The 19,910-nt window shown below is 64.0% G+C and carries 18 protein-coding genes; 9 read left to right on the forward strand and 9 right to left on the reverse strand.

The window, feature by feature from the left end; genetic code table 11:
- The first annotated feature begins 263 nt into the window (after positions 1-263).
- The 6 genes from MKD49_RS06205 to MKD49_RS06230 all read left to right on the forward strand — a co-directional run bounded on the left by MKD49_RS06205 (position 264) and on the right by MKD49_RS06230 (position 6,667).
- The gene (locus MKD49_RS06205) at positions 264-1,124 is read left to right on the forward strand and encodes a MaoC family dehydratase N-terminal domain-containing protein (protein ID WP_252695801.1); all 861 of its coding nucleotides are present in this window, start codon (positions 264-266) and stop codon (positions 1,122-1,124) included.
- 43 nt (positions 1,125-1,167) lie between these two features.
- Complete coding sequence (locus MKD49_RS06210) at positions 1,168-2,334, forward strand: acyl-CoA dehydrogenase family protein (RefSeq protein ID WP_121041726.1); 1,167 nt, start codon at positions 1,168-1,170, stop codon at positions 2,332-2,334.
- A gap of 24 nt (positions 2,335-2,358) precedes the next feature.
- Entirely contained in the window at positions 2,359-3,549 is a 1,191-nt protein-coding gene (locus tag MKD49_RS06215; protein WP_252695802.1) for a CaiB/BaiF CoA-transferase family protein, read from the forward strand.
- The gene (locus MKD49_RS06220) at positions 3,549-4,388 is read left to right on the forward strand and encodes a CoA ester lyase (protein ID WP_252695803.1); all 840 of its coding nucleotides are present in this window, start codon (positions 3,549-3,551) and stop codon (positions 4,386-4,388) included. Before MKD49_RS06215 ends, MKD49_RS06220 begins: the two co-directional genes overlap by 1 nt.
- Positions 4,389-4,464: 76 nt before the next feature.
- Entirely contained in the window at positions 4,465-5,589 is a 1,125-nt protein-coding gene (locus MKD49_RS06225) for a zinc-dependent alcohol dehydrogenase family protein (protein WP_252695804.1), read from the forward strand.
- A gap of 52 nt (positions 5,590-5,641) precedes the next feature.
- Positions 5,642-6,667, forward strand: coding sequence for a TRAP transporter substrate-binding protein (locus MKD49_RS06230; RefSeq protein WP_252695805.1), 1,026 nt, complete (start codon positions 5,642-5,644; stop codon positions 6,665-6,667).
- Positions 6,668-6,749: 82 nt separating this feature from the next.
- On the opposite strand, the gene MKD49_RS06235 is transcribed toward MKD49_RS06230, so the two are convergent.
- Together MKD49_RS06235 and argC are read right to left on the reverse strand one after the other, a co-directional pair.
- Complete coding sequence (locus MKD49_RS06235; protein WP_039785514.1) at positions 6,750-6,977, reverse strand: hypothetical protein; 228 nt, start codon at positions 6,975-6,977, stop codon at positions 6,750-6,752.
- A gap of 228 nt (positions 6,978-7,205) precedes the next feature.
- Positions 7,206-8,138 (reverse strand): N-acetyl-gamma-glutamyl-phosphate reductase, encoded by a 933-nt coding sequence (gene argC, locus MKD49_RS06240; RefSeq protein WP_204726579.1) that lies wholly within the window; start codon positions 8,136-8,138, stop codon positions 7,206-7,208.
- Between the two features lie 164 nt (positions 8,139-8,302).
- Here argC and MKD49_RS06245 point away from each other — a divergent pair, with 164 nt between their 5' ends.
- Complete coding sequence (locus MKD49_RS06245) at positions 8,303-9,220, forward strand: LysR family transcriptional regulator (protein ID WP_209581469.1); 918 nt, start codon at positions 8,303-8,305, stop codon at positions 9,218-9,220.
- Here the strand turns inward: MKD49_RS06245 and MKD49_RS06250 are convergent.
- A complete protein-coding gene (locus tag MKD49_RS06250; protein WP_371925444.1) occupies positions 9,195-9,950 on the reverse strand; it encodes a GNAT family N-acetyltransferase in 756 nt (251 codons plus the stop codon). The two genes, MKD49_RS06245 and MKD49_RS06250, sit on opposite strands and share 26 nt — an antisense overlap.
- 92 nt (positions 9,951-10,042) lie before the next feature.
- On the opposite strand from MKD49_RS06250, the gene MKD49_RS06255 reads away from it, so the two are divergent.
- Complete coding sequence (locus tag MKD49_RS06255) at positions 10,043-11,518, forward strand: PLP-dependent aminotransferase family protein (RefSeq protein WP_252695807.1); 1,476 nt, start codon at positions 10,043-10,045, stop codon at positions 11,516-11,518.
- Here the strand turns inward: MKD49_RS06255 and MKD49_RS06260 are convergent.
- The 6 genes from MKD49_RS06260 to prfB form a co-directional block, all read right to left on the reverse strand.
- Positions 11,500-11,934, reverse strand: coding sequence for a histidine kinase (locus MKD49_RS06260; protein WP_252695808.1), 435 nt, complete (start codon positions 11,932-11,934; stop codon positions 11,500-11,502). The two genes, MKD49_RS06255 and MKD49_RS06260, sit on opposite strands and share 19 nt — an antisense overlap.
- 113 nt (positions 11,935-12,047) lie before the next feature.
- Positions 12,048-12,563: a DUF4118 domain-containing protein gene (locus MKD49_RS06265; protein ID WP_209566801.1), complete on the reverse strand. Its 516-nt coding sequence runs from the start codon at positions 12,561-12,563 to the stop codon at positions 12,048-12,050.
- A gap of 108 nt (positions 12,564-12,671) precedes the next feature.
- Positions 12,672-13,604 (reverse strand): carboxylesterase, encoded by a 933-nt coding sequence (locus MKD49_RS06270; RefSeq protein WP_121041705.1) that lies wholly within the window; start codon positions 13,602-13,604, stop codon positions 12,672-12,674.
- A gap of 418 nt (positions 13,605-14,022) precedes the next feature.
- Positions 14,023-14,721, reverse strand: coding sequence for a glycine zipper 2TM domain-containing protein (locus tag MKD49_RS06275; protein ID WP_209566797.1), 699 nt, complete (start codon positions 14,719-14,721; stop codon positions 14,023-14,025).
- A gap of 298 nt (positions 14,722-15,019) precedes the next feature.
- The gene (lysS, locus tag MKD49_RS06280; RefSeq protein ID WP_252695809.1) at positions 15,020-16,561 is read right to left on the reverse strand and encodes a lysine--tRNA ligase; all 1,542 of its coding nucleotides are present in this window, start codon (positions 16,559-16,561) and stop codon (positions 15,020-15,022) included.
- Between the two features lie 75 nt (positions 16,562-16,636).
- Positions 16,637-17,741, reverse strand: a protein-coding gene (gene prfB / locus MKD49_RS06285; protein WP_134222691.1) for a peptide chain release factor 2 whose coding sequence is annotated in 2 segments (ribosomal slippage) — positions 16,637-17,659 and positions 17,661-17,741 — 1,104 coding nt in all. Because the reading frame shifts where the segments join, the coding sequence is not laid out codon by codon here.
- A gap of 177 nt (positions 17,742-17,918) precedes the next feature.
- Here prfB and MKD49_RS06290 point away from each other — a divergent pair.
- Positions 17,919-19,874, forward strand: a complete 1,956-nt coding sequence (locus tag MKD49_RS06290) for a PhoX family phosphatase (protein ID WP_252695810.1) — start codon at positions 17,919-17,921, stop codon at positions 19,872-19,874.
- Positions 19,875-19,910: the final 36 nt, after the last annotated feature.

Below are 19,910 nucleotides of genomic sequence, written 5' to 3' on the forward strand. Positions count from 1 at the left end.
GCCTGCACTGCGGCAAGCCTGGCCATCCTGTATTGCGGCACGCTTCCGCCATCGGTGCGCGCGTGCTCTCGGTGGCTGCCCATGGTACGCCGAATCGCGTCGCTGCATGGCGTGAAATACGGACGAGTTGTGACGCGATGCCGCATCCCTGTGCTGCGCGTGACTTCAGTTCTGCGTAAGCCCCCCTTCCAAAAATACAGATTGTTCCCGGCGGGTGGACACCGCAGACTCGTGCCCAACCAACAACCACGATGCGAGGAGCCATGTCGCACCCCGACCTCGATCTCGCCCTGCTGCGGCAGTGGCTGGACAAGACCGAAACGCGCCACGACCAGATCAGCCCGGCCTTCGCGGCAGCGCTGGCGGCCACGCTGGACGGTCCGCGCCAGCCGCAGGTCGGCGACGCGCTGCCGCCGCTGTGGCACTGGATCTATTTCTGGAGCGTGTGCCGCCAGTCCGAAGTGGGCGCGGATGGCCATCCGCAGCGCGGTGGTTTCTTGCCGCCGGTGCCGCTGCCACGCCGCATGTGGGCCGGGGGAAGGCTGCGGTTTGCGGCTGCGTTGCCCATCGGCGCAGGGGCCGAGAAGGTCTCGCGCATCGCCAGCGTGGACGTGAAGCAGGGCCGCACCGGCGCGCTCGCTTTCGTGAGCGTGCAGCACACCATCCGTCATCAGGGTCAGCTGTGCCTGAGCGAAGAGCATGACATCGTCTATCGCGATCTGCCCCAGCCGGGCGCCCCGGTGGTGGTGCCGAAGAGCGCGCCCACCGATGCGCGCTGGTCGCGCCGGTTGGAACCGGATCCGGTGCTGCTGTTCCGCTATTCGGCGCTGACCTTCAACGGTCATCGCATCCATTACGACCGTAGCTATGTCACTGAGGTGGAGGGCTATCCCGGCCTCATCGTCCACGGTCCCCTGATCGCCACTTTGCTGGCCGACCTGGTGGCGCGTGAAATGCCGCAGGCGGTGATGCGCGAGTTCAACTTCCGCTCGGTGGGCACCCTGTTCGATATCGAGTCCTTCACGCTGTGCGGCAAACCTGCCGCCGATGGCAAGAGCGTGGCACTGTGGGCGCAGAATGAACGTGGCGAACTGGCGATGCAGGCTGAAGCCCTGCTGTACTGAAACGAAATAAATCATTTAAATAATATAGAGCCGGAGCCCCCTCATGTCGTATCAAGCCGTCCCTGATGCCTACACCGACCTGCGCGACGCCGTGCGTGACCTGTGCCAGACCTTCCCGCCGGAGTACTGGCGCAAGGTCGACGAAGCGCGCGGCTATCCCGAGCAATTCGTCGATGCGCTCACCAAAGCCGGCTGGATGGCGGCCCTGATTCCGCAGGAATACGGCGGCTCGGGACTGGGGCTGACCGAAGCCTCGGTCATCATGGAAGAGATCAATCGTACTGGCGGGAATTCCGGGGCCTGTCACGGCCAGATGTACAACATGGGTACGCTGCTGCGCCACGGCTCGGAACGGCAGAAGCAGCAGTACTTGCCCAAGATAGCCAGTGGTGAACTGCGCCTGCAATCGATGGGCGTGACCGAGCCCACGACCGGTACCGACACCACGCGCATCAAGACGGTGGCGGTGAAGAAGGGCGATCGTTACGTGGTCAATGGCCAGAAGGTCTGGATCTCGCGGGTACAGCATTCCGACCTGATGATCCTGCTCGCCAGGACCACGCCTTTGGATCAGGTGAAGAAAAAGTCCGAGGGCATGTCGATCTTCCTGGTCGATCTGAGGGAAGCCATCGGCAAGGGGCTGGAGGTGCGGCCCATTCTGAATATGGTCAATCATGAGACCAATGAACTTTTCTTCGACAACCTGGAAATCCCCGCCGAGAACCTGATCGGCGAGGAGGGGCGCGGCTTCAGGTACATCCTCGACGGCCTCAACGCCGAGCGCACCCTGATCGCCGCCGAGTGCATCGGCGACGGCTACTGGTTCATCGACAAGGCGAGCGCTTATGCCAAAGAACGCGTGGTCTTCGATCGCCCCATCGGCATGAACCAGGGCGTGCAGTTCCCGATTGCCGATGCCTACATCGAGATCGAGGCCGCCAACCTGATGCGCTACCAGGCCTGTGCGCTCTTTGATGCCCATCAGAACTGCGGTGCCCAGGCCAACATGGCCAAGTATCTGGCGGCCAAGGCCTCGTGGGAGGCGGCCAATGTCTGCCTGCAGACGCATGGTGGGTTTGGCTTTGCCTGCGAATACGACGTCGAGCGCAAGTTCCGCGAGACACGGCTGTATCAGGTGGCGCCGATTTCGACCAACCTGATTTTTTCCTACGTGGCCGAGCACATTCTCGGTCTGCCCCGTTCCTTCTGAATCAGGCCGCCCAAGGGAGTCTCCATGTCGCACGCCAATCGCCCGCTGGAGGGTATCACCGTCATCAGTCTGGAACACGCCATCGCCGCGCCGTTCTGTACGCGCCAGCTGGCAGACCTGGGGGCCCGTGTCATCAAGATCGAGCGGCCCGGTGTCGGGGATTTTGCGCGCGGCTACGATACGCGCGTCAACGGCTTGTCCTCGCACTTCGTCTGGACCAATCGTTCCAAGGAGAGTCTGACCCTCAACCTCAAGGATGAAGAGGGCAAGCGCATCATCGACCAGCTTCTGGGCGAGGCCGATGTGCTGGTGCAGAACCTCGCACCGGGTGCCGCCGCCGGGCTCGGCCTGTCGGCCAAGGCGCTGCATGCGAAGCATCCGGGCCTGATCGTGTGTGACATTTCCGGCTATGGCGAGGATGGCCCTTATCGCGACAAGAAAGCCTATGACCTGCTGATCCAGAGTGAAGCCGGTTTTCTGTCGGTCACCGGGACGCCGGATGAAGTGGTCAAGGCCGGATGCTCGATTGCCGATATCGCCGCCGGCATGTACGCGTATTCCAACATTCTGGCCGCCCTCATCAAGCGCGGACGTGATGGACGCGGCAGCCATATCGATCTGTCGATGCTGGAGGCATTGACGGAGTGGATGAGCTTTCCGCTGTATTACGCCTACCAGGGGGCCAGCGCGCCGGGCCGTTCGGGCGCGGAGCACGCCACCATCTACCCCTATGGACCATTCAAGGCCGGTGATGGCAAGACAGTCATGCTGGGCTTGCAGAACGAACGCGAATGGAAAGTCTTCTGCGAGGTGGTCTTGCAGGACGCGGCGCTGGCCACCGATGAACGCTTTTCCAGCAATGCGCGCCGCCATGAACATCGCGAAGTGCTGCGCCAGCGGATCCTGGGCATGTTCGCCGACATGAGTGCGGAGCAGGTGGTGGCGCGCCTGGACCAGGCGCAGATCGCCAATGCGCGCGTGAATACCATGCAGGAACTGTGGCAGCACCCGCAACTGGCCGCGCGCGAACGCTGGACCGAAGTGGATACGCCGGCCGGCAAGGTGGCGGCGCTGCTGCCGCCGGGTGCCAATGACAGTTTCGATTACCGCATGGAAGCCATTCCTGCCTTGGGTCAGCACACCGAGGCCATCCTCGCCAGACTGGGCTATGACGCAGCAGCCATCACTGCGCTGCGCGAACGGGGGGCCGTGTAATGGCACCGCACATCACCACGGCCAGCAGCTACCTGTTCGTGCCGGCCAATCGTCCCGAGCGCTACGTCAAGGCGCTGGAGAGCGGGGCCGATGCCGTCATCGTTGATCTGGAAGATGCAGTCGCCCTGCCGCAGAAGGAGGAAGCGCGCGCCACATTGGCCCGCTGGCTGCGCGGCAATGGTCCGCAGCCGCGCCTGTGGGTGCGCATCAACGCGGCCGACACCGTCTGGCACGGTGATGACCTGTTGACGTTTTCTGCACTATCGATGGCGGGCATTGTTCTGCCGAAGGCAGAGGAGGCCAAGACCCTGTCTGCCATCGCGCGTCGGCAGGGGCCTGGGCGTGGTCTGATTGCGCTGATCGAAAGTGCCGCCGGCCTGGCCGCGATGCGCGAGATTGCCGCCGTGCCGGGGGTGCAGCGGCTGGCCTTCGGGTCCATCGATGCGCAGGTCGATCTGGGCATGCAATGCGGCCCGGAGGAAGAAGAGCTGATGCACTTCCGCATGGAGATGGTGATGGCATCGCGCCTGGCAGGTATCGCGCCGCCCATCGATGGCGTGACCACGGACTTCAATGACGATGCCTTCCTCGCACGCATGGTGCAGCGGGCCAGGCGCATGGGCTTTGGCGCGAAGCTGTGCATCCATCCTAAGCAGGTGGAGGGCGTGCGGCGTGGCTTCATGCCCGGCGAGCAGGAGCTGGCGTGGGCCGAGGAAGTGATGGCGGCCGTGCGTGCCAGCGATGGCGGTGCGATTTCGCTCAAGGGAAAAATGATCGACAAGCCGGTGATCCTGCAGGCAGAGAAATTTCTGCATCAGGCTGGCCGTCTGGTGGACTGAGCCGGGATTGACCTGCGTTGCGCCGGGCGGCGCTCGTGTAATCTAGGCGTTTTCCAACAAGCAGGGAGACGACACCATGAAAATCCAGGCCGCCGTATTGCGTGAAATGACCGAGGCTTACCCATTTGCGGTGAGCCAGCCGCTGAAGATCGAGGAACTCGATCTCGATCCGCCGGGCCCCGGTGAAGTGCTGGTCAAGATGAAGGCAGCGGGCCTGTGCCACTCAGACCTGTCGGTCATCACCGGTGTGCGTCCGCGTCCGGTGCCCATGGCGCTGGGGCACGAGGCATCGGCCGAAGTGGTCGAGGTCGGGAGCGGCGTGAGCGACCTGCGTGTGGGTGACCTGGTGGTGCTGGTCTTCGTGCCGAGCTGCGGTCACTGCCTGCCGTGCATGGAAGGACGTCCTGCGCTGTGCGAGCCGGGTGCGGCAACCAACGCGGTAGGGGAATTGCTCTCCGGCCAGCGCCGGCTGCATGACCGCGCGCAGCATGTGCACCATCACCTGGGCGTATCGGCCTTTGCCGATCATGCGGTGGTGTCGCGCCGCTCTTGCGTGAAGATCGAGGCGGACATCGATCCGGTACAGGCGGCCCTGTTCGGCTGCGCCGTGCTGACCGGCGTGGGTGCGGCGGTCAATACGGCCGAGGTCAAGGCCGGGACCACGGCGGCCGTGCTGGGATTGGGCGGCGTGGGCCTGTGCACCATGCTGGGCGCGCTGGCCTCCGGTGCCCGCGAAGTGATTGCCGTCGATCTGCATGACACCAAGCTGGAAGTGGCGCGCGCCCTGGGCGCCACGGCCACCGTCAATGCCCGTGATCCGGATGCGGTGGAGAAGGTCAAGGCGCTGACCAAGGGCGGTGTTGATTACGCCTTCGAGATGGCCGGGTCGGTCCAGGCCATGGAGGCCGCCTATCGCATGACCCGGCGCGGTGGCATGACGGTCACCGCCGGCCTGCCGGCACCCAATCAGAACTGGCCATTGCAGCAGGTCAGCCTGGTGGCGGAGGAACGGACCGTCAAGGGCAGCTACATCGGCTCCTGCGTGCCGGTGCGCGACATCCCGCGCTATATCGGCCTGTACCAGGCCGGCAAGCTGCCGGTGGACAAGCTCATGGGCGAGCGCCTGGCACTGGCCGACATCAATCGCGGCTTCGACCGCCTGCACAGCGGGGAGGGCCTGCGTGACCTGATCGTGTTCTAACGCCAGAAGCCGAGGTCATCGGCTTTTGGCTTAACCCCCGGAGGAGACATCCATGACCATCATCACAAAGCGGGCGGCACTGACCGCCTGCGCCTTCGCCGCGCTGAGCCTGTCGGCCACGGCAGCGCTGGCCCAGCAGACCATCGTCATCAAGTTCAGCCACGTGGTGGCCAATGACACGCCCAAGGGCAAGGGCGCGGAACGCTTCAAGGAGCTGGCCGAGAAGGCGACCCATGGCCGCGTCAAGGTCGAGGTCTATCCCAACAGCACGCTCTACAAGGACAAGGAAGAACTGGAAGCCCTGCAACTGGGCTCGGTGCAGATGCTCGCTCCTTCGCTGGCCAAGTTCGGCCCGCTGGGCGCCAAGGAGTTCGAGGTCTTCGATCTGCCCTACATCTTCCCCAACAAGACCGTGCTGAAACGGGTGACCGAAGGGCCGATCGGGCAGGGGCTGTTCCAGAAGCTGGAGAGCAAGGGCATCAAGGGCCTGGCCTACTGGGATAACGGCATGAAGGTGATGACGGCCAACCGGCCGCTGCACAAGGTGGCGGACTTCCGGGCACTGAAGATGCGCATCCAGTCCTCCAAGGTACTCGATGAACAGTTCCGCGCCCTCAAGGCCAATCCGCAGGTGCTGGCGTTTTCCGAGGTGTATCAGGCCATGCAGACCGGCGTGGTGGATGGCAGCGAGAACACCCCGTCCAATGTCTATACGCAGAAGATGCACGAGGTGCAGTCCAACCTGACGGTGTCGGACCACGGCTACATCGGCTATGCGGTGATCGTGAACAAGAAATTCTGGGAAGCCCTGCCGGCGGACGTGCGCAGCCAGCTGGACGGGGCCATGAAGGAGGCGACGGTGTATGCCAATACCATCGCCCAGAAGGAAAATGACGATGCCCTGGTTGCCATCAAGGCCAGTGGCAAGACCAAGATCTATACCCTGAGCGAGGACGAGAAAGCCGAATGGCGGCGCGCACTGCTGCCGGTGCACAAGAGCATGGCCTCGCGCGTGGGGCAGGATCTCATCGATGCAATCTATAAGGAAAGCGAGGCGGCGGGCGTGAAGATGAATTGAGCGTACAGCCCGCAACAGCCGAAAGCGCGGCCTGCAGCGATGCAGGCCGTTTTTTCATGCGGCAGAGGAGGGAAGAAAAAACTTACTTTTTCTTGCGCTCGCGGACGTATTGCTCGGCCGCCGTGACGGCATTCTGCAGGGCTTCCATCTTGGAATTGCCCGGCTTGAAATCGCCGAATTCATGCGTGGTGCGGTCCGGAAAGTCGATATGGACGAACGCCGTCCACTTGCCATCGGTACGCAATACGGGAGTCAGTTTGATGGTCGCGTCAAAATACTTGCACGCGATAGCGCCTAAGGTGGTGGACATCTTGCTTCGAAGCGGGCGGCGGTCACTGCTGAGGGGGGAGGGCCGGCACCTGCAGGTTGGGTGGCAAATCGAGGTGCCATCATGCCACAGCCTGCGCTTTCCTGCCTTGCGCTATTTCAGTCCTTTACCGCAATTTACGAGTCAGGCGCTTGACGGCGGGCGCGGCCTCGTGGGTGTCGCCCGCCGGTCAATGGATGCGTGCTGATGAGCTTGGCCCTGATACACGAGTCAGTGGGCACCCAGCATGAGGTCCAGGTTCTGCACGGCGGCACCGGAGGCGCCCTTGCCCAGGTTGTCGAACACGGCGCACAGCAGGAGGTGTCCTTCGGCGGCATTGCCGAAGACCCCCAGCGTCATGTCGTTGCTGTTGTTGTGGCGGGTTGGATCAAGCTGGGCCGTGGCCGCGCTTTGTTCCGCATCCAGCACGGTGACGTGGCGCGCACCGGCGTAATGCGCCTGCAGGGCGGCCCGCAGGCTCTCCAGCGTGGCGTTCGGCGGCAGCAGGCGGGCCTGCAAGGCGATGGACAGCACGATGCCCTGGCGGAAGGCGCCATAGCTGGGCACGAATACCGGGCGCTGCGACAAGCCGGCGTGCAACTGCATCTCCGGCGGATGCTTGTGCGCCAGTCCCAGTCCGTATAGCACGAAGGGCGCGGCTTGCGCGGCCTCCGCCCCTTCGTATTGCTCGACCTGGGCGCGGCCGCCACCGGAATAGCCGGAGACCGCATGGATGGCCAGCGGATAATCGGCGGGCACCAGGCCGGCGTGGACCAGCGGACGCAGCAGGGCAATGGCACCGGTCGGGTAGCAGCCCGGATTGGTCACGCGCTGTGCATGGGCAATCGCCTGCGGCTGTTCTGCCGACAGTTCGGGGAAGCCATAGACCCAGCCGGGGCTGGTGCGATGGGCCGAGCTGGCATCGATCACGCGCACCTTGGGATTCTCGATCAGCGTGATGGCTTCGCGGGCAGCGGCATCCGGCAGGCACAGCAGGGCGATGTCGGCGCTGTTGATGGCCTCGGCGCGGCGGGCTGCATCCTTGCGCTCGGCGGCCGGCAGGGTCAGGATGCGCAGGTCCTTGCGGTCGCGCAGACGCTCATGGATCTGCAGGCCGGTGGTGCCTTGGTCGCCATCGATGAAGATCAGGGGAAGTGTGCTCACGGGTTGCTCCAATGCAGGGAAGACAGGGATGTGCGCCGAATCAGGACGGCTGGCGCTTGCCGAAGACCTGCATGGTGAACCGGATCGTATAATTGTAAAAGTTGAATATCACAAAGAGATCGTTCAGTTTTCCTGAACGTGGTCTTTTCCATGGGAGTCATGCAATGCGTGAATTGAGCCTGGACCGTCTGCGTACCCTGGTGGCCATTGCCGACCTGGGTTCCTTTGCCGCCGCCGCGCGCGAACTGCACCTGGCTCCGCCCACGGTGAGCCTGCACATCAGCGAACTGGAAGAGCGCATCGGTGCGCCGCTGCTGTTGCGCCAGCGCAGCCAGGTGCGGCCTTCCGGCATCGGTGCCACCCTGATCGCCCGCGCACGGCAATTGCTGGCGGCGGCCGACCAGGCACTGGAAGAAGTCGGCCGGCAAGTGCTGGGGCTGGCCGGGCGCGTCAGGCTGGGTGCCTCCACCGGAGCCATTGCCACGCTGCTGCCGCAGGTCCTTGAACGGCTGGGGCAGCGCCATCCCGACATCGACGTGCAGATCCACATCCTGACCTCGCAGGAGACACTGTCGCAGTTGAATGAAGGGCTGCTGGACATCGGCCTGGTGGCCTTGCCGCAGTCTCCCGTGAGCGGCCTGACGGTCCGGCCGTGGCGGCGTGATCCGGTGATGGCCTTCCTGCCGGCGGCCTGGCGCGCGCCGCGGCTGGTCACGCCGGGCTGGCTGGCCGCGCAGCCGCTGATCCTCAATGCGCCCGAGACGCGGCTCTCGCGCCTGACCAGCGAATGGTTCGCGGGGGCCGGTGAACAACCGGAGGCGCGCATCCAGCTCAATTTCAACGATGCCATCAAGAGTCTGGTGGCCGCCGGTTACGGTGCCACGCTGCTGCCGCATGAGGCCAGCGCGCAAGGGCGGCCGGTGCCGCTGGATCCGCGCATCGTCATGCGCCCATTGCGCCCTGCGCTGTGGCGGCCCCTCGGCATCGCCCATCGCGCCAGCCAGCTGGAACCGGCGACGCGCCATGTGCTGGAGGCGCTGTGGGAACTCAAGCAGCTCAAGACACCGCGTTCGCCTGCGTGAGCGCGGCGCGCGTCAGGACAGAAAGTGACTGGCGCTGCTGGCCCGCTGCATCGAAATTGCCGTCGTCCAGCCATTGTTCAAAGGCTGCGCGTAGTGCCGGCCATTCGCTGTCGATGATGGAAAACCACGCCGTATCCCGGCTGCGGCCACGATAGACGATGGCCTGGCGGAAGATGCCCTCGAAGCGGAAACCCAGGCGCTGCGCGGCAGCGCGCGAGGGCGCATTGAGGCTGTCGCACTTCCATTCGTAGCGGCGATAGCCGAGATCCTCGAAGACGTGGCGCATCAGCAGGTAGTGCGCTTCGGTGGCCATGCGGCTGCGCTTGAGCAGCGGCGAGAGTGCGATGTGCCCGACCTCGATCACGCCGTGCGCCGGTTCGATGCGCATGAGGGCTAGGGTGCCGATGGCGTTCCCCGTGCGCAGGTCGATCACGGCATGGTGCAGCGGATCCTGCGTGGCCTGCATCTGACCGGCTTGTCGGCGGTAGCTGGCGGCATCGGGGAAGGGGCCGCTCATCATGTAGGTCCAGTCGCGTCCATCCGGGGCGGTGGCGAAGGCGGCGTGCAGTTGCGCGGCGTGGCGGTCGGCATCCAGCCGCTCCAGCCGGCAGCTGCGGCCTTGCAGGGTGCGGCCATCGGGACGCGCACGCGGCTGCCAGTCCGGCAGGGCAGGGCCGATGGGTTGCTGGTAATCGTTGCTGCGGACGAGATCGGTCATGGTGGCTTTCATGGCGAGGGAGAGCTGGCACGATAGCGTTTTCGTGGCATCATCAAAAGTGCCACAAGACGATGATTTGATGGAGCCACGAAAACCTGCTTGCCATGCCACTTTCCTTGCTGTCTTCCCCGCTCGATGTACGGCCCGGTGCGGCCTCGCGCCAGCAGCAATTGCTGGCGCGCTTCAAGCGCGCCATCCTCGGTGGCCAGTTGCCGCCCGGCAGTCGCCTGCCTTCCACCCGCAGCCTGTGCGAGCAGTTGCAGGTAGCGCGCAATACCGTGCTGGCAGTCTATGAACAACTGGTGGCCGAGGGCTATGCCGTAGCGGATCGGCAGGGGACGCGCGTGGCGACCCTGCTGGCAGCGCCGGCAAGGCTGCATGCCGTGTCCCCTGCGTCACGCACCGGCCACGCACGCCCATCGCGCCGGGTCAGCATCATGCAGCCCACGCGCGATGCCGGTGACCGCGGGCTGGCCCTCACGCCGGGGATGCCGGCGCTCAATCGCTTTCCGCTCAATGCCTGGCTGCGCGCGCAGGAGCGCGCGCTGAAACGGGCCGGCCCGATGGCGCTGGCCTATGGCGATCCGCTCGGCGAGCCAGCCTTGCGCGAGGCCATCGCGCAATATCTGCGGGTGGCTCGCGGCGTGCGTTGCGAAGCGGGACAGGTGGTGGTGACCGAGGGCTCACAAGGGGCGCTGTCGCTGTGCGTGCGGCTCTTTGCCAATCCGGGCGAGCGCGCCTGGCTGGAGGATCCCGGCTATGGCGGAGTGCGTGCCGCCTTCCATGCGGGCGATATGAAGATTCGTTCCATGCCGGTCGACGAGGAGGGCATCCTGATTGCCGAGCGGGCGTGGCGCTCGCCGCCCCGGCTGATCCATGTGACGCCTTCGCACCAATATCCGACCGGCGCGGTACTGTCGCTGGCGCGGCGGCTGGCGCTCATCGCGCGGGCCCGCGAGCACGGCTGCTGGATCATCGAGGACGATTACGACAGCGACTTCCGCCATCACGGCCATCCCATCCCGGCCATGCAGGGACTGGTGCCGGATGCGCCGGTGCTGTACGTGGGCACCTTCAGCAAGACCCTGTTCCCGGGCTTGCGCATCGGTTTTCTGGTACTGCCGTCTTCCGTGGAAGAGGGGGCGGGGCGCGCGCTGTCCGAGTTGTTGCGCGGCGGGCATCGGCTGGAGCAGCTGGCGTTGGCGGAGTTCATGGCCGGCGGCCAGTTCGCGCGCCATCTGGGACGCATGAAGCGGCTTTACCGGGAGCGTCAGCAGGCCTTGCGCGCGGCCTTGCAGGCGCAGTTGCCGGAGTTCGGCATTTCAGGGGGCGACAGCGGCTTGCATTTGACCTTGCGGCTGCCGCCGGATTGTCCGGATACCGCCGTGAGTACGGCGGCGCGGGCGGCGGGCATGAACGTCGGGGCGCTGTCGTCGTTTTCGGCAGGGCCGGCGCAGGCTGGCAACAACGGGCTGGTGATCGGTTACGGCAATACGTCACACGAGCAATATGCAGCGCTGATCCGGCGCCTGGCGGGCATCGTCAGGCGCGTGCGGCGTGATCAGAGTGTGGCCGGCTGATGCAGGCGCTGCTTCACGCAGCGCGTGACCAGGTCCATGTAATCGGCCGCGCGGGCCGGCTTGGCGGCATACCAGATGCGGCTGTCCTGTTCCTGGGCGAAATCGGCGGACATCGGCGCGGCCGTGAACAGCACCAGCGGGATATGCGCCAGTTGCTGGTAGATGCACAGGGTGCGCAGCAATTCATACCCTTCGGTGCCGGGAAAGCTGCGCGGATCCAGCAGGATCAGGGCCGGCAGCTCCTTGCTGCGGCACAGCGCCTTGGTCAGCAGCGAAGCATTGGCCAGTTCGGCATCGTCGAACCATTCGAACTGGCAGGGCAACTGGCTGCGCCAGACGGCGAAGCGGGCGGTTTCGATGGCGTCCAGGTCGGCATCGACGACGAGTACGCTGGGCAGGTGATGGGTCAGGGACATGGCAGCCTCCTTGCTGGTATGGAGGCATCTTAGGGGAGAGGCTGCGGGCAGGGTATCAGGGGCTTCCTGATGGGCTGCGCAGGTGTTGCCGGCAGCCCCGGTGCGGATCGAAATCAGGCGCTTTCGCGGGCGCTGCTTTCGAATTGTCTGGCGTATTCGGCACGGCGCGCCTGGTCCGATTCGATCAGCAGGCGATAGCGGGTTTCCGATACGCGCTGCTGCAGCACCGCGGCATAGCGCTCGCGCTGCAGCCACTCGATGATGATCGAGGCGGTGGCGACGATGACCATGTAGACCAGGATCAGGAAGATGTCCTTGTCGTTGAGCCCGTCCATCGTGTAATACGGCTTGCGGAAGAAGAACATGGCCGTGGGGATGCTGATGGCCAGCAGGCCCAGGGAGTACAGATAGCCGAACAGATAGCTCATCACGATGCAATTGACGGCAAAGAACAGCATCGACAGCGATTCCTCGACAAAAGGCGCCAGCGCATAGCGCAGCCCGAAGGCGGCGACGAAGCCGAACGTACTGACGTACAACGGCCTGAAGCCCTGCGGGCGCCAGCTTTTGGCGTTCTTGAGTCGGATCAGGCTCATGATGGTCTTGGAGTGGGGGCGCGTCGTATCCATCTTGGTTCACATTGCACGGTGGTGCAATGGGCTCATGTTAAGAATGCTGTCTGTCAAAAGACTTACTGGCGGCCAAATTGCCGGGCTGCGTTGTATCTTCACATCAAGTCAGTGTCGTCTGTCCTTCAGCGGCGAGGCATGGGCGAGATACTTGCGGTTCATCTCGTTGCCGTGGATCTCGATGCTGCGCTTGATGAACATCACCGTTTCGTTGGTGACGATTTCACGTTCATTGTCGACGGTGATGATGTGATAACAGTCGCCCAGCCAGATCACCTTGCGTACCTCGGCGTTGATCTGTTGCAGGATCAGCTCGGCATTGCGCGGCGATGCGGTTTCATCGTCGATGGAGTGAATGATCAGGGTATCGGTGCGGACCAGGGGCAGGGATTTGCGCACGAAAGCGATCATGCGCAGGGCGGCGCGCAGGTGGCGTGCCGGGATGGCAGCGGCACCGACGGCGGCCACGCCATCCTTTTCCAGTGCGGCGGCCACACGGCGGCGCATCTCGTAATTCTTGATGCCGTAGGGTTCGCTTTCCTTGTAGGACCAGTTGCGCACGCCCATGTCATAGACCACGGTCAACATTTTCCAGTACCAGGGCACTGACCAGCCATCGTATTGCAGCACCGGCGAGAGCAGCACCACCGACAGCAGTTCCTTGCTGCGCGCCGCCACGGCCAGCGCCAGCGTCGCGCCCATGGACAGGCCGCACAACGAGACGGTACGGAATTCTTCCTTCAGGCGCGCCACCCGGCTTTCGACCACGGCGCACCAGTCTTCCCAATTGGGCGAGACGCGCGGATTGGTCAGGGCAGCGGAATAGTTGTCGATGTTGAGCGGGATGACGGTACAGCCAGCCTTCTTCAGCTGCTTGGGGATGGACCCCATTTCCAGCTGCGAACCGCACAGGCCGTGCAGCAGGATGACCGCATGCTCCTTGTGCGGGCCGCCGTGTCGCTCTTCAGGCTGAGGTTGCTCGACAGGCTCGGCCGCTGTGCTGGCCGGGCTGCTGGTATCGGTGGATGACAGTGAGTCCATAAATCTTCAAACGCTTTTCGCGCCCCGTGGGCGCCGCCCGGCGAATTCTTCGCCCCCCGTTCAGTACGAGTAAGCGGGTCGACGCTTCAGCGTTCTGTTTCCCGACTACCAACTCCGCTGCCGTCCAGGCGGATGACTTTTCGCGAAAGTCTAACTGCCTCGTTGAAATGTTGCCAGCGTTTATCAATTGCCTTCCCGGAAACGCCGGGTGAGGGTGGCCTGGCATGCCATCCGGCAGGAAAATGACAATCTGATGTCAGGATAACGTTGTAAAGACGCAATTGGTGCACAAATCTTCATATCCAGCACCAAAAGACAAATACCGGGCGGTTAAACGACAACAAAGAAAAAGCCCTTCGAGGTGACTCGAAGGGCTTGTTTGCTCGCGCCCGGAGACCGGGCGAAGGGGCTGTCGGACTTAACCGCGGCCTTCCAGGCGGCCATTGACCACGCGCACCTGGTCGCCGACACGCCAGTTTTCGCTGGTTTGCGGGAAGCTGCGGGTCTTGCCGTTGTCCATGCGCACGTCGACGACGTAGCTGGTGGTGGAGCGCACGTTCTTTTCCACTTCGTTGCCGGCGTAACCGCCGCCGACAGCACCGGCAATGGTGGCCAGGGTACGGCCGGTACCGCCACCGATCTGGTTGCCCAGCAGGCCGCCGACCACGGCGCCGCCAGCAATACCCACACCGCTGGTCGGGACGCTGTGGCGCACGGTCCGCACGCCGATCACTTCACCGCAGCTGCTGCAGACGGCCGCGGCGCGCTGGGCCACGGGTGCTGCTGCCTGGGCCGGGTAGGCGCCCTGTTGCGGCTGGTAAGAGGTGGATTGCGGAGCTTGTTGCTGCACCAGCGGTTGCTGGCCCTGGGCGGCTTGGCCCGGCTGGCCGGCTTGCTCCATGGCCGCGACCTGCTGCGGCGAATTGGCGCTCTTGGAGCTGGGCAACAGACCCGTCATCGCGGCCACGCCGATCAGGCTGACCAGAATCACGGCCACCGAGGCACCGGCGACCAGCGGATGAATCCGTCCCGACGAAGCAGGTGCGGAAGGCTGGCTCACGGCGTTGTTGCTTGCGTTCAGGTTTTGCGGGGTATTGGTATTGGCATTGGTTTCCATGATGACCTCTCTAGTTGTTCTGTTGTCGTTGATGAGTGGATGACTGGATTATGGAGTGGTCAGGGGCCAAAAAAAATCCCGATTCTGTGTCAGTTGTAAGGACTTGTAATCCTGCAACAGTCGGTCTGGACACGGGTTTGCGGCAAGACAACGCTGCTCTGGAGCAATCGAAGGGCGTTTCAGGCGGGAAGGGAGGGGCGTGCAGGGGGGATGGGGTTCCGCATCCCGGGCGGGATGCGGAGGCAGCAAGGCGGGATGCGCCAACGCGGGAGCGGCGCAGCGCCGTCCCGCGTGACGATCAGTCTTCGCGGCGCAGGTGCGGGAACAGGATCACGTCGCGGATGTTGGGCGAGTCTGTGATCAGCATCATCAGGCGGTCGATGCCGATGCCGCAGCCACCGGCCGGCGGCATGCCGTATTCCAGGGCACGGATGTAGTCGGCGTCGTAGTACATGGCTTCTTCATCGCCAGCGTCCTTGGCGGCCACTTGCGCCTGGAAGCGGGCGGCCTGGTCCTCTGCGTCATTCAACTCGGAGAAGCCGTTGGCGATCTCGCGGCCGGTGATGAACAGCTCGAAGCGCTCGGTGATGCCGGCGACCGTGTCGGAAGCGCGCGCCAGCGGCGAGACCTCGACCGGGTAATCGATGATGTAGGTCGGGTTCCACAGCTGCGATTCGGCCGTTTCTTCGAACAGCGCCAGTTGCAGCGCGCCGATGCCGGCACCGGCCAGCGGGGCCTGGTCGGTCTTGACGCCGAACTTCTTGAGTTCAGTGCGCAGGAAGTCGATGTCGGCCAGTTGCGCTTCGGTGTAGTTCGGAGCGTACTTCAGGATCGCGCCGGTGATGGTCAGGCGGTCGAAGGGCTTGGACAGGTCCAGCTCGCGGCCCTGGTAGGTCAGCACGGCGGTGCCGTGGGCGTCGATGGCGGCCTGGCGGATCACCTGTTCGGTGAAGCCCATCAGCCACTGGTAATCCACGTAGGCAGCGTAGAACTCCATCATCGTGAATTCGGGGTTGTGACGCGGCGAGACACCTTCGTTGCGGAAGTTGCGGTTGACCTCGAAGACGCGCTCGAAACCGCCCACCACCAGGCGCTTCAGGTACAGCTCGGGGGCGATGCGCATGAACATCTGCATGTCCAGCGCATTGTGGTGGGTGATGAAGGGCTTGGCCGCCGCGCCGCCCGGGATCGGGTGCAGCATCGGGGTTTCCACTTCCATGAAACCGTTGGTTTCCATGAAGCGGCGGATCGACGACATCGCCGCAGTACGCGCCTTGAAGGTGCGGCGCGTCTCTTCGCTCATGATCAGGTCGACGTAGCGCTGGCGATACTTCATTTCCTGGTCGGCCAGGCCGTGGAACTTGTCCGGCAGCGGGCGCAGCGACTTGGTGATCAGCTTCAACTTGGTGACCTTGATGGACAGCTCGCCGGTCTTGGTCTTGAAGAGGGTGCCTTCAGCGCCCAGGATATCGCCCAGGTCATAGTGCTTGAAGGCGGCCATGGTTTCTTCGCCGGTGACGTCGCGGGTCACGTAGAGCTGGATGCGGCCATCGGCGCGCGCGCCCGAGGCGTCCTGCAGGGTGGCGAAGGCCGCCTTGCCCATGACACGCTTCAACATCATGCGGCCCGCCACGGTCACCTGGACCGGTTCGGCTTCCAGCGCTTCATTCTCCAGGCCATCGTAATTGGCGTGCAGGTCGGCGGCATTGTTGGCCGGGCGGAAATCGTTGGGGAAGGCGACGCCCTGCTCGCGGATGGCGGCCAGCTTGGCGCGGCGCTCGGCGATGATGCTGTTCTCGTCGGCTGCCGGCTGGGCGGCGGGGGTGTTTTGCGTGGTCATGGTTGGAATTCTTGGTAATTGAACGGTCAGTCCGGAAAGCCGGGCCGCGCAGCACAGCCGCGCGGCCCGCCTGGATCAGACGCCCTGTTTCAGCGAGGCCGCGATGAAGTCGTCGATGTCGCCATCGAGGACGGCCTTGGTATTGCCGGTTTCGAAGTTGGTACGCAGGTCCTTGATGCGGGACTGGTCCAGCACGTAGGAGCGGATCTGGTGGCCCCAGCCGACGTCGGTCTTGGAGTCTTCCAGCTTCTGCTGTTCGCTCATGCGCTTGCGCAGTTCCAGTTCGAACAGCTTGGCGCGCAGCATGTCCCAGGCCTCGGCCCGGTTGCGGTGCTGGCTGCGGTCGTTCTGGCATTGCACGACGATGCCCGTCGGGGCGTGCGTCAGGCGCACGGCGGAGTCGGTCTTGTTGATGTGCTGGCCACCCGCGCCGGAGGCACGGTAGGTGTCCACCCGCACATCAGCCGGGTTGATCTCGATCTCGAAGGATTCATCCACTTCAGGGTAGACGAACAGGCTCGAGAAGGACGTATGGCGGCCATTGGACGAGTCGAACGGCGACTTGCGCACCAGGCGGTGCACGCCCGTTTCGGTGCGCAGGAAGCCATAGGCGTATTCGCCCTCGACCTTGATGGTGGCGGTCTTGATGCCGGCCACTTCACCGTCGGACTGTTCCAGGATTTCGGCCTTGAAGCCCTTGCGCTCGCAGTAGCGCAGGTATTGGCGCAGCAGCATGGAAGCCCAGTCCTGGGCTTCGGTACCGCCGGCACCGGCCTGGATGTCGATGAAGCAGTTGTTGGCGTCCATGGGGCCGCTGAACATGCGGCGGAATTCCATGTCTTCGACCAGCTTCTTCAGGGTCTCGGCATCGGCTTCGATGGCGACGATGGTGTCCTCGTCCTTTTCCTCGCGGGCCATCTCGAAGAGGTCACGCGCATCGCTGAGCTCGCTGTCGATCTTGATGAGGGTGTGGACGATCGCTTCCAGCGATTTCTTTTCCTTGCCGAGGTCCTGGGCCCGCTTCTGGTCGTTCCAGACGTTGGGATCTTCCAGTTCGGCGTTGACTTGTTCGAGTTTCTCCGACTTCACATCGAAGTCAAAGATACCTCCGAAGCTCGGTGGCACGGGTGGCCAGATCATCGAGCAAGGATTGGAGGGAATTGAGGCGTTCTGCTTCCATGATGGTTTCTTTTGCGATCAAACCTCGAATTATACAAGAGGAGGAGGGCAGTTTCACCCCCGTCACGCGCCTGTCATTTTCCGTCGCTACCATCGGCGCGCTTGTTTGACTGACAAAATACTGACGGGTGCGTCCGCCGCTGCCCGACATCTGCTAGCCACTACCGGAGAATCCTCGATGAGACAGCCTGCCCCCACCGCCACTCCCGCCGTCGCCGACCAGCCGCAAGCCGGCCGCCGCAACCTGCTCAAGGCCCTGGGCGCTGCGCCCCTGCTGCCGCTGGCGGGCGGCCTGTCGGCCTCGGCCCTGCTGGGCGCCTGCGCCACCCCGGGTGCGGGCAAGCCCTTCGCCTCGGCCCGTTTCACCGGCATGCCGGCCCCGACCCTGGACAACCCGGCCGCCATGGCCGCCACCACCGTCGGCTCGGCCCTGGAAGTGACTTTTGCAGATGGCAGCAAGCAGAGCTACAAGCTGGCCTATCAGCCTTTCTTCATGACCGGCGACATGGTCCCGAACGGCAAGGGCGGCAGCATCCTCGCCGGCGGCTACCTGGACATCAACAACCAGCCCATCATCGACCGCTCGGTTGCGGGCCGGGAGCGCCAGTTCTATTCCGACTGCCCGGACGGCTCTTCGCTGCTGACCGTGGCCGGTGCCAAGGTGCCGGGCGTGATGGGCAATGCGGTATTTGCCGTGGTGCAATTCGAATACACCACGCGCGACCAGAAGCAGGCGGCCATGTACGGCCAGCTGCCGTCGCCCATCGCCGTGCTGACCCTGGACCAGGATCCTTCGTCGGGCAAGCTCTCGCTGGTGCAGTACCACAATGTTGATACCTCCCAGGTCAACGGCCTGTGGATCACTTGCGGTGCCAGCCTGTCGCCCTGGAATACGCACCTGTCGTCGGAAGAATATGAACCGGACGCCTCTGCCATCGCCTCCAATCCGCAATTCAAGGCCTTCAGCAAGAACCTGTATGGCGACGAAAACCGCGCCAATCCCTATCACTACGGCCACCTGCCGGAAGTGACCGTCAACCCGGACGGCACCGGTTCCATCAAGAAGCACTATTGCCTGGGCCGCATCTCGCACGAACTGGTACAGGTCATGCCGGACCAGCGTACCGTGCTGATGGGCGACGATGCCACCAACGGCGGCCTGTTCATGTTCATCGCCGACCGCGCCGCTGACCTGTCCGCGGGCACGCTCTATGTGGCGCGCTGGGAGCAGGTCTCGGGCGTTGGTCCGGGTGCCGGCAAGCTGTCCTGGGTACGCCTGGGCAGCGCCACCAGTGCCGAAATCAAGGCCATGGCGGACCGCTACAAGTCCTCCGACATCATGGACATCCGCACTACCGATCCGGCTGACGGTTCCTTCTCCAAGATCCCGTTCAATGGCAAGTTCAACTGGGTGCGCGTCAAGCCGGGCATGCAGAAGGCCGCCGCCTTCCTGGAAACCCACCGCTACGCGGCACTGGCCGGTGGCAGCCTGGGCTTCACCAAGATGGAAGGCACCACCGTCAATGCTCGCGACAAGATCGCCTATTCGGCCATGTCCTATGTGCAGACCTCGATGCTCAACGGCTCCGGCCACATCAAGGTCGAAGGCCCCAAGGCTGGCGCCGTGTATGCCCTGAACCTGCGCGGTGGCCAGCGCGATGCTGGTGGCAATGCCATCGACAGTGAATGGGTGGCCATCGACATGGCCCCGCCGGCCGCCCTGGTGGGCGTGGACCTGAAGACCCCGGATGCCTTGGGCAACCTGGCCGACCAGGAACACATCGCCAATCCGGACAACATCAAGTTCTCCGAAAAGCTGCGCACCTTGTTCATCGGTGAAGACAGCGGCATGCACGTCAACAACTTCCTGTGGGCCTACAACGTCGATACCAAGGCGCTCACCCGCGTGCTGTCCTGCCCGGCGGGCGCTGAATCGACCGGCCTGCATGCGGTGGACGAGATCAACGGCTGGACCTACGTGATGAGCAACTTCCAGCACGCCGGCGATTGGGAGAAAGGCTTGCACGACAAGGTCAAGGACACCCTCGATCCTCTCGTGCGCGCCAACTTCAAGGACCGCTTCGGTGCCACCGTGGGCTACCTGACCGGTTTGCCGCAGACCGGCAAGGCCTGAGGTGAAGTAAAAGGCTTCAGTCTGAAGGGGGCGGAC

This window comes from Herbaspirillum sp. WGmk3, from assembly GCF_023952535.1.
GTDB lineage: Bacteria > Pseudomonadota > Gammaproteobacteria > Burkholderiales > Burkholderiaceae_D > Herbaspirillum > Herbaspirillum huttiense.

Bases quoted from the DNA above. Each gene is read 5' to 3' on its own strand.
- MKD49_RS06205 (WP_252695801.1), top strand. From the start codon at position 264: ATGTCGCACCCCGACCTCGATCTCGCCCTGCTGCGGCAGTGGCTGGAC.
- MKD49_RS06210 (WP_121041726.1), top strand. From the start codon at position 1,168: ATGTCGTATCAAGCCGTCCCTGATGCCTACACCGACCTGCGCGACGCC.
- MKD49_RS06215 (WP_252695802.1), top strand. From the start codon at position 2,359: ATGTCGCACGCCAATCGCCCGCTGGAGGGTATCACCGTCATCAGTCTG.
- MKD49_RS06220 (WP_252695803.1), top strand. From the start codon at position 3,549: ATGGCACCGCACATCACCACGGCCAGCAGCTACCTGTTCGTGCCGGCC.
- MKD49_RS06225 (WP_252695804.1), top strand. From the start codon at position 4,465: ATGAAAATCCAGGCCGCCGTATTGCGTGAAATGACCGAGGCTTACCCA.
- MKD49_RS06230 (WP_252695805.1), top strand. From the start codon at position 5,642: ATGACCATCATCACAAAGCGGGCGGCACTGACCGCCTGCGCCTTCGCC.
- MKD49_RS06235 (WP_039785514.1), bottom strand. From the start codon at position 6,977: ATGTCCACCACCTTAGGCGCTATCGCGTGCAAGTATTTTGACGCGACC.
- MKD49_RS06245 (WP_209581469.1), top strand. From the start codon at position 8,303: ATGCGTGAATTGAGCCTGGACCGTCTGCGTACCCTGGTGGCCATTGCC.
- MKD49_RS06250 (WP_371925444.1), bottom strand. From the start codon at position 9,950: ATGAAAGCCACCATGACCGATCTCGTCCGCAGCAACGATTACCAGCAA.
- MKD49_RS06255 (WP_252695807.1), top strand. From the start codon at position 10,043: ATGCCACTTTCCTTGCTGTCTTCCCCGCTCGATGTACGGCCCGGTGCG.
- MKD49_RS06260 (WP_252695808.1), bottom strand. From the start codon at position 11,934: ATGTCCCTGACCCATCACCTGCCCAGCGTACTCGTCGTCGATGCCGAC.
- MKD49_RS06265 (WP_209566801.1), bottom strand. From the start codon at position 12,563: ATGGATACGACGCGCCCCCACTCCAAGACCATCATGAGCCTGATCCGA.
- MKD49_RS06270 (WP_121041705.1), bottom strand. From the start codon at position 13,604: ATGGACTCACTGTCATCCACCGATACCAGCAGCCCGGCCAGCACAGCG.
- MKD49_RS06275 (WP_209566797.1), bottom strand. From the start codon at position 14,721: ATGGAAACCAATGCCAATACCAATACCCCGCAAAACCTGAACGCAAGC.
- lysS (WP_252695809.1), bottom strand. From the start codon at position 16,561: ATGACCACGCAAAACACCCCCGCCGCCCAGCCGGCAGCCGACGAGAAC.
- MKD49_RS06290 (WP_252695810.1), top strand. From the start codon at position 17,919: ATGAGACAGCCTGCCCCCACCGCCACTCCCGCCGTCGCCGACCAGCCG.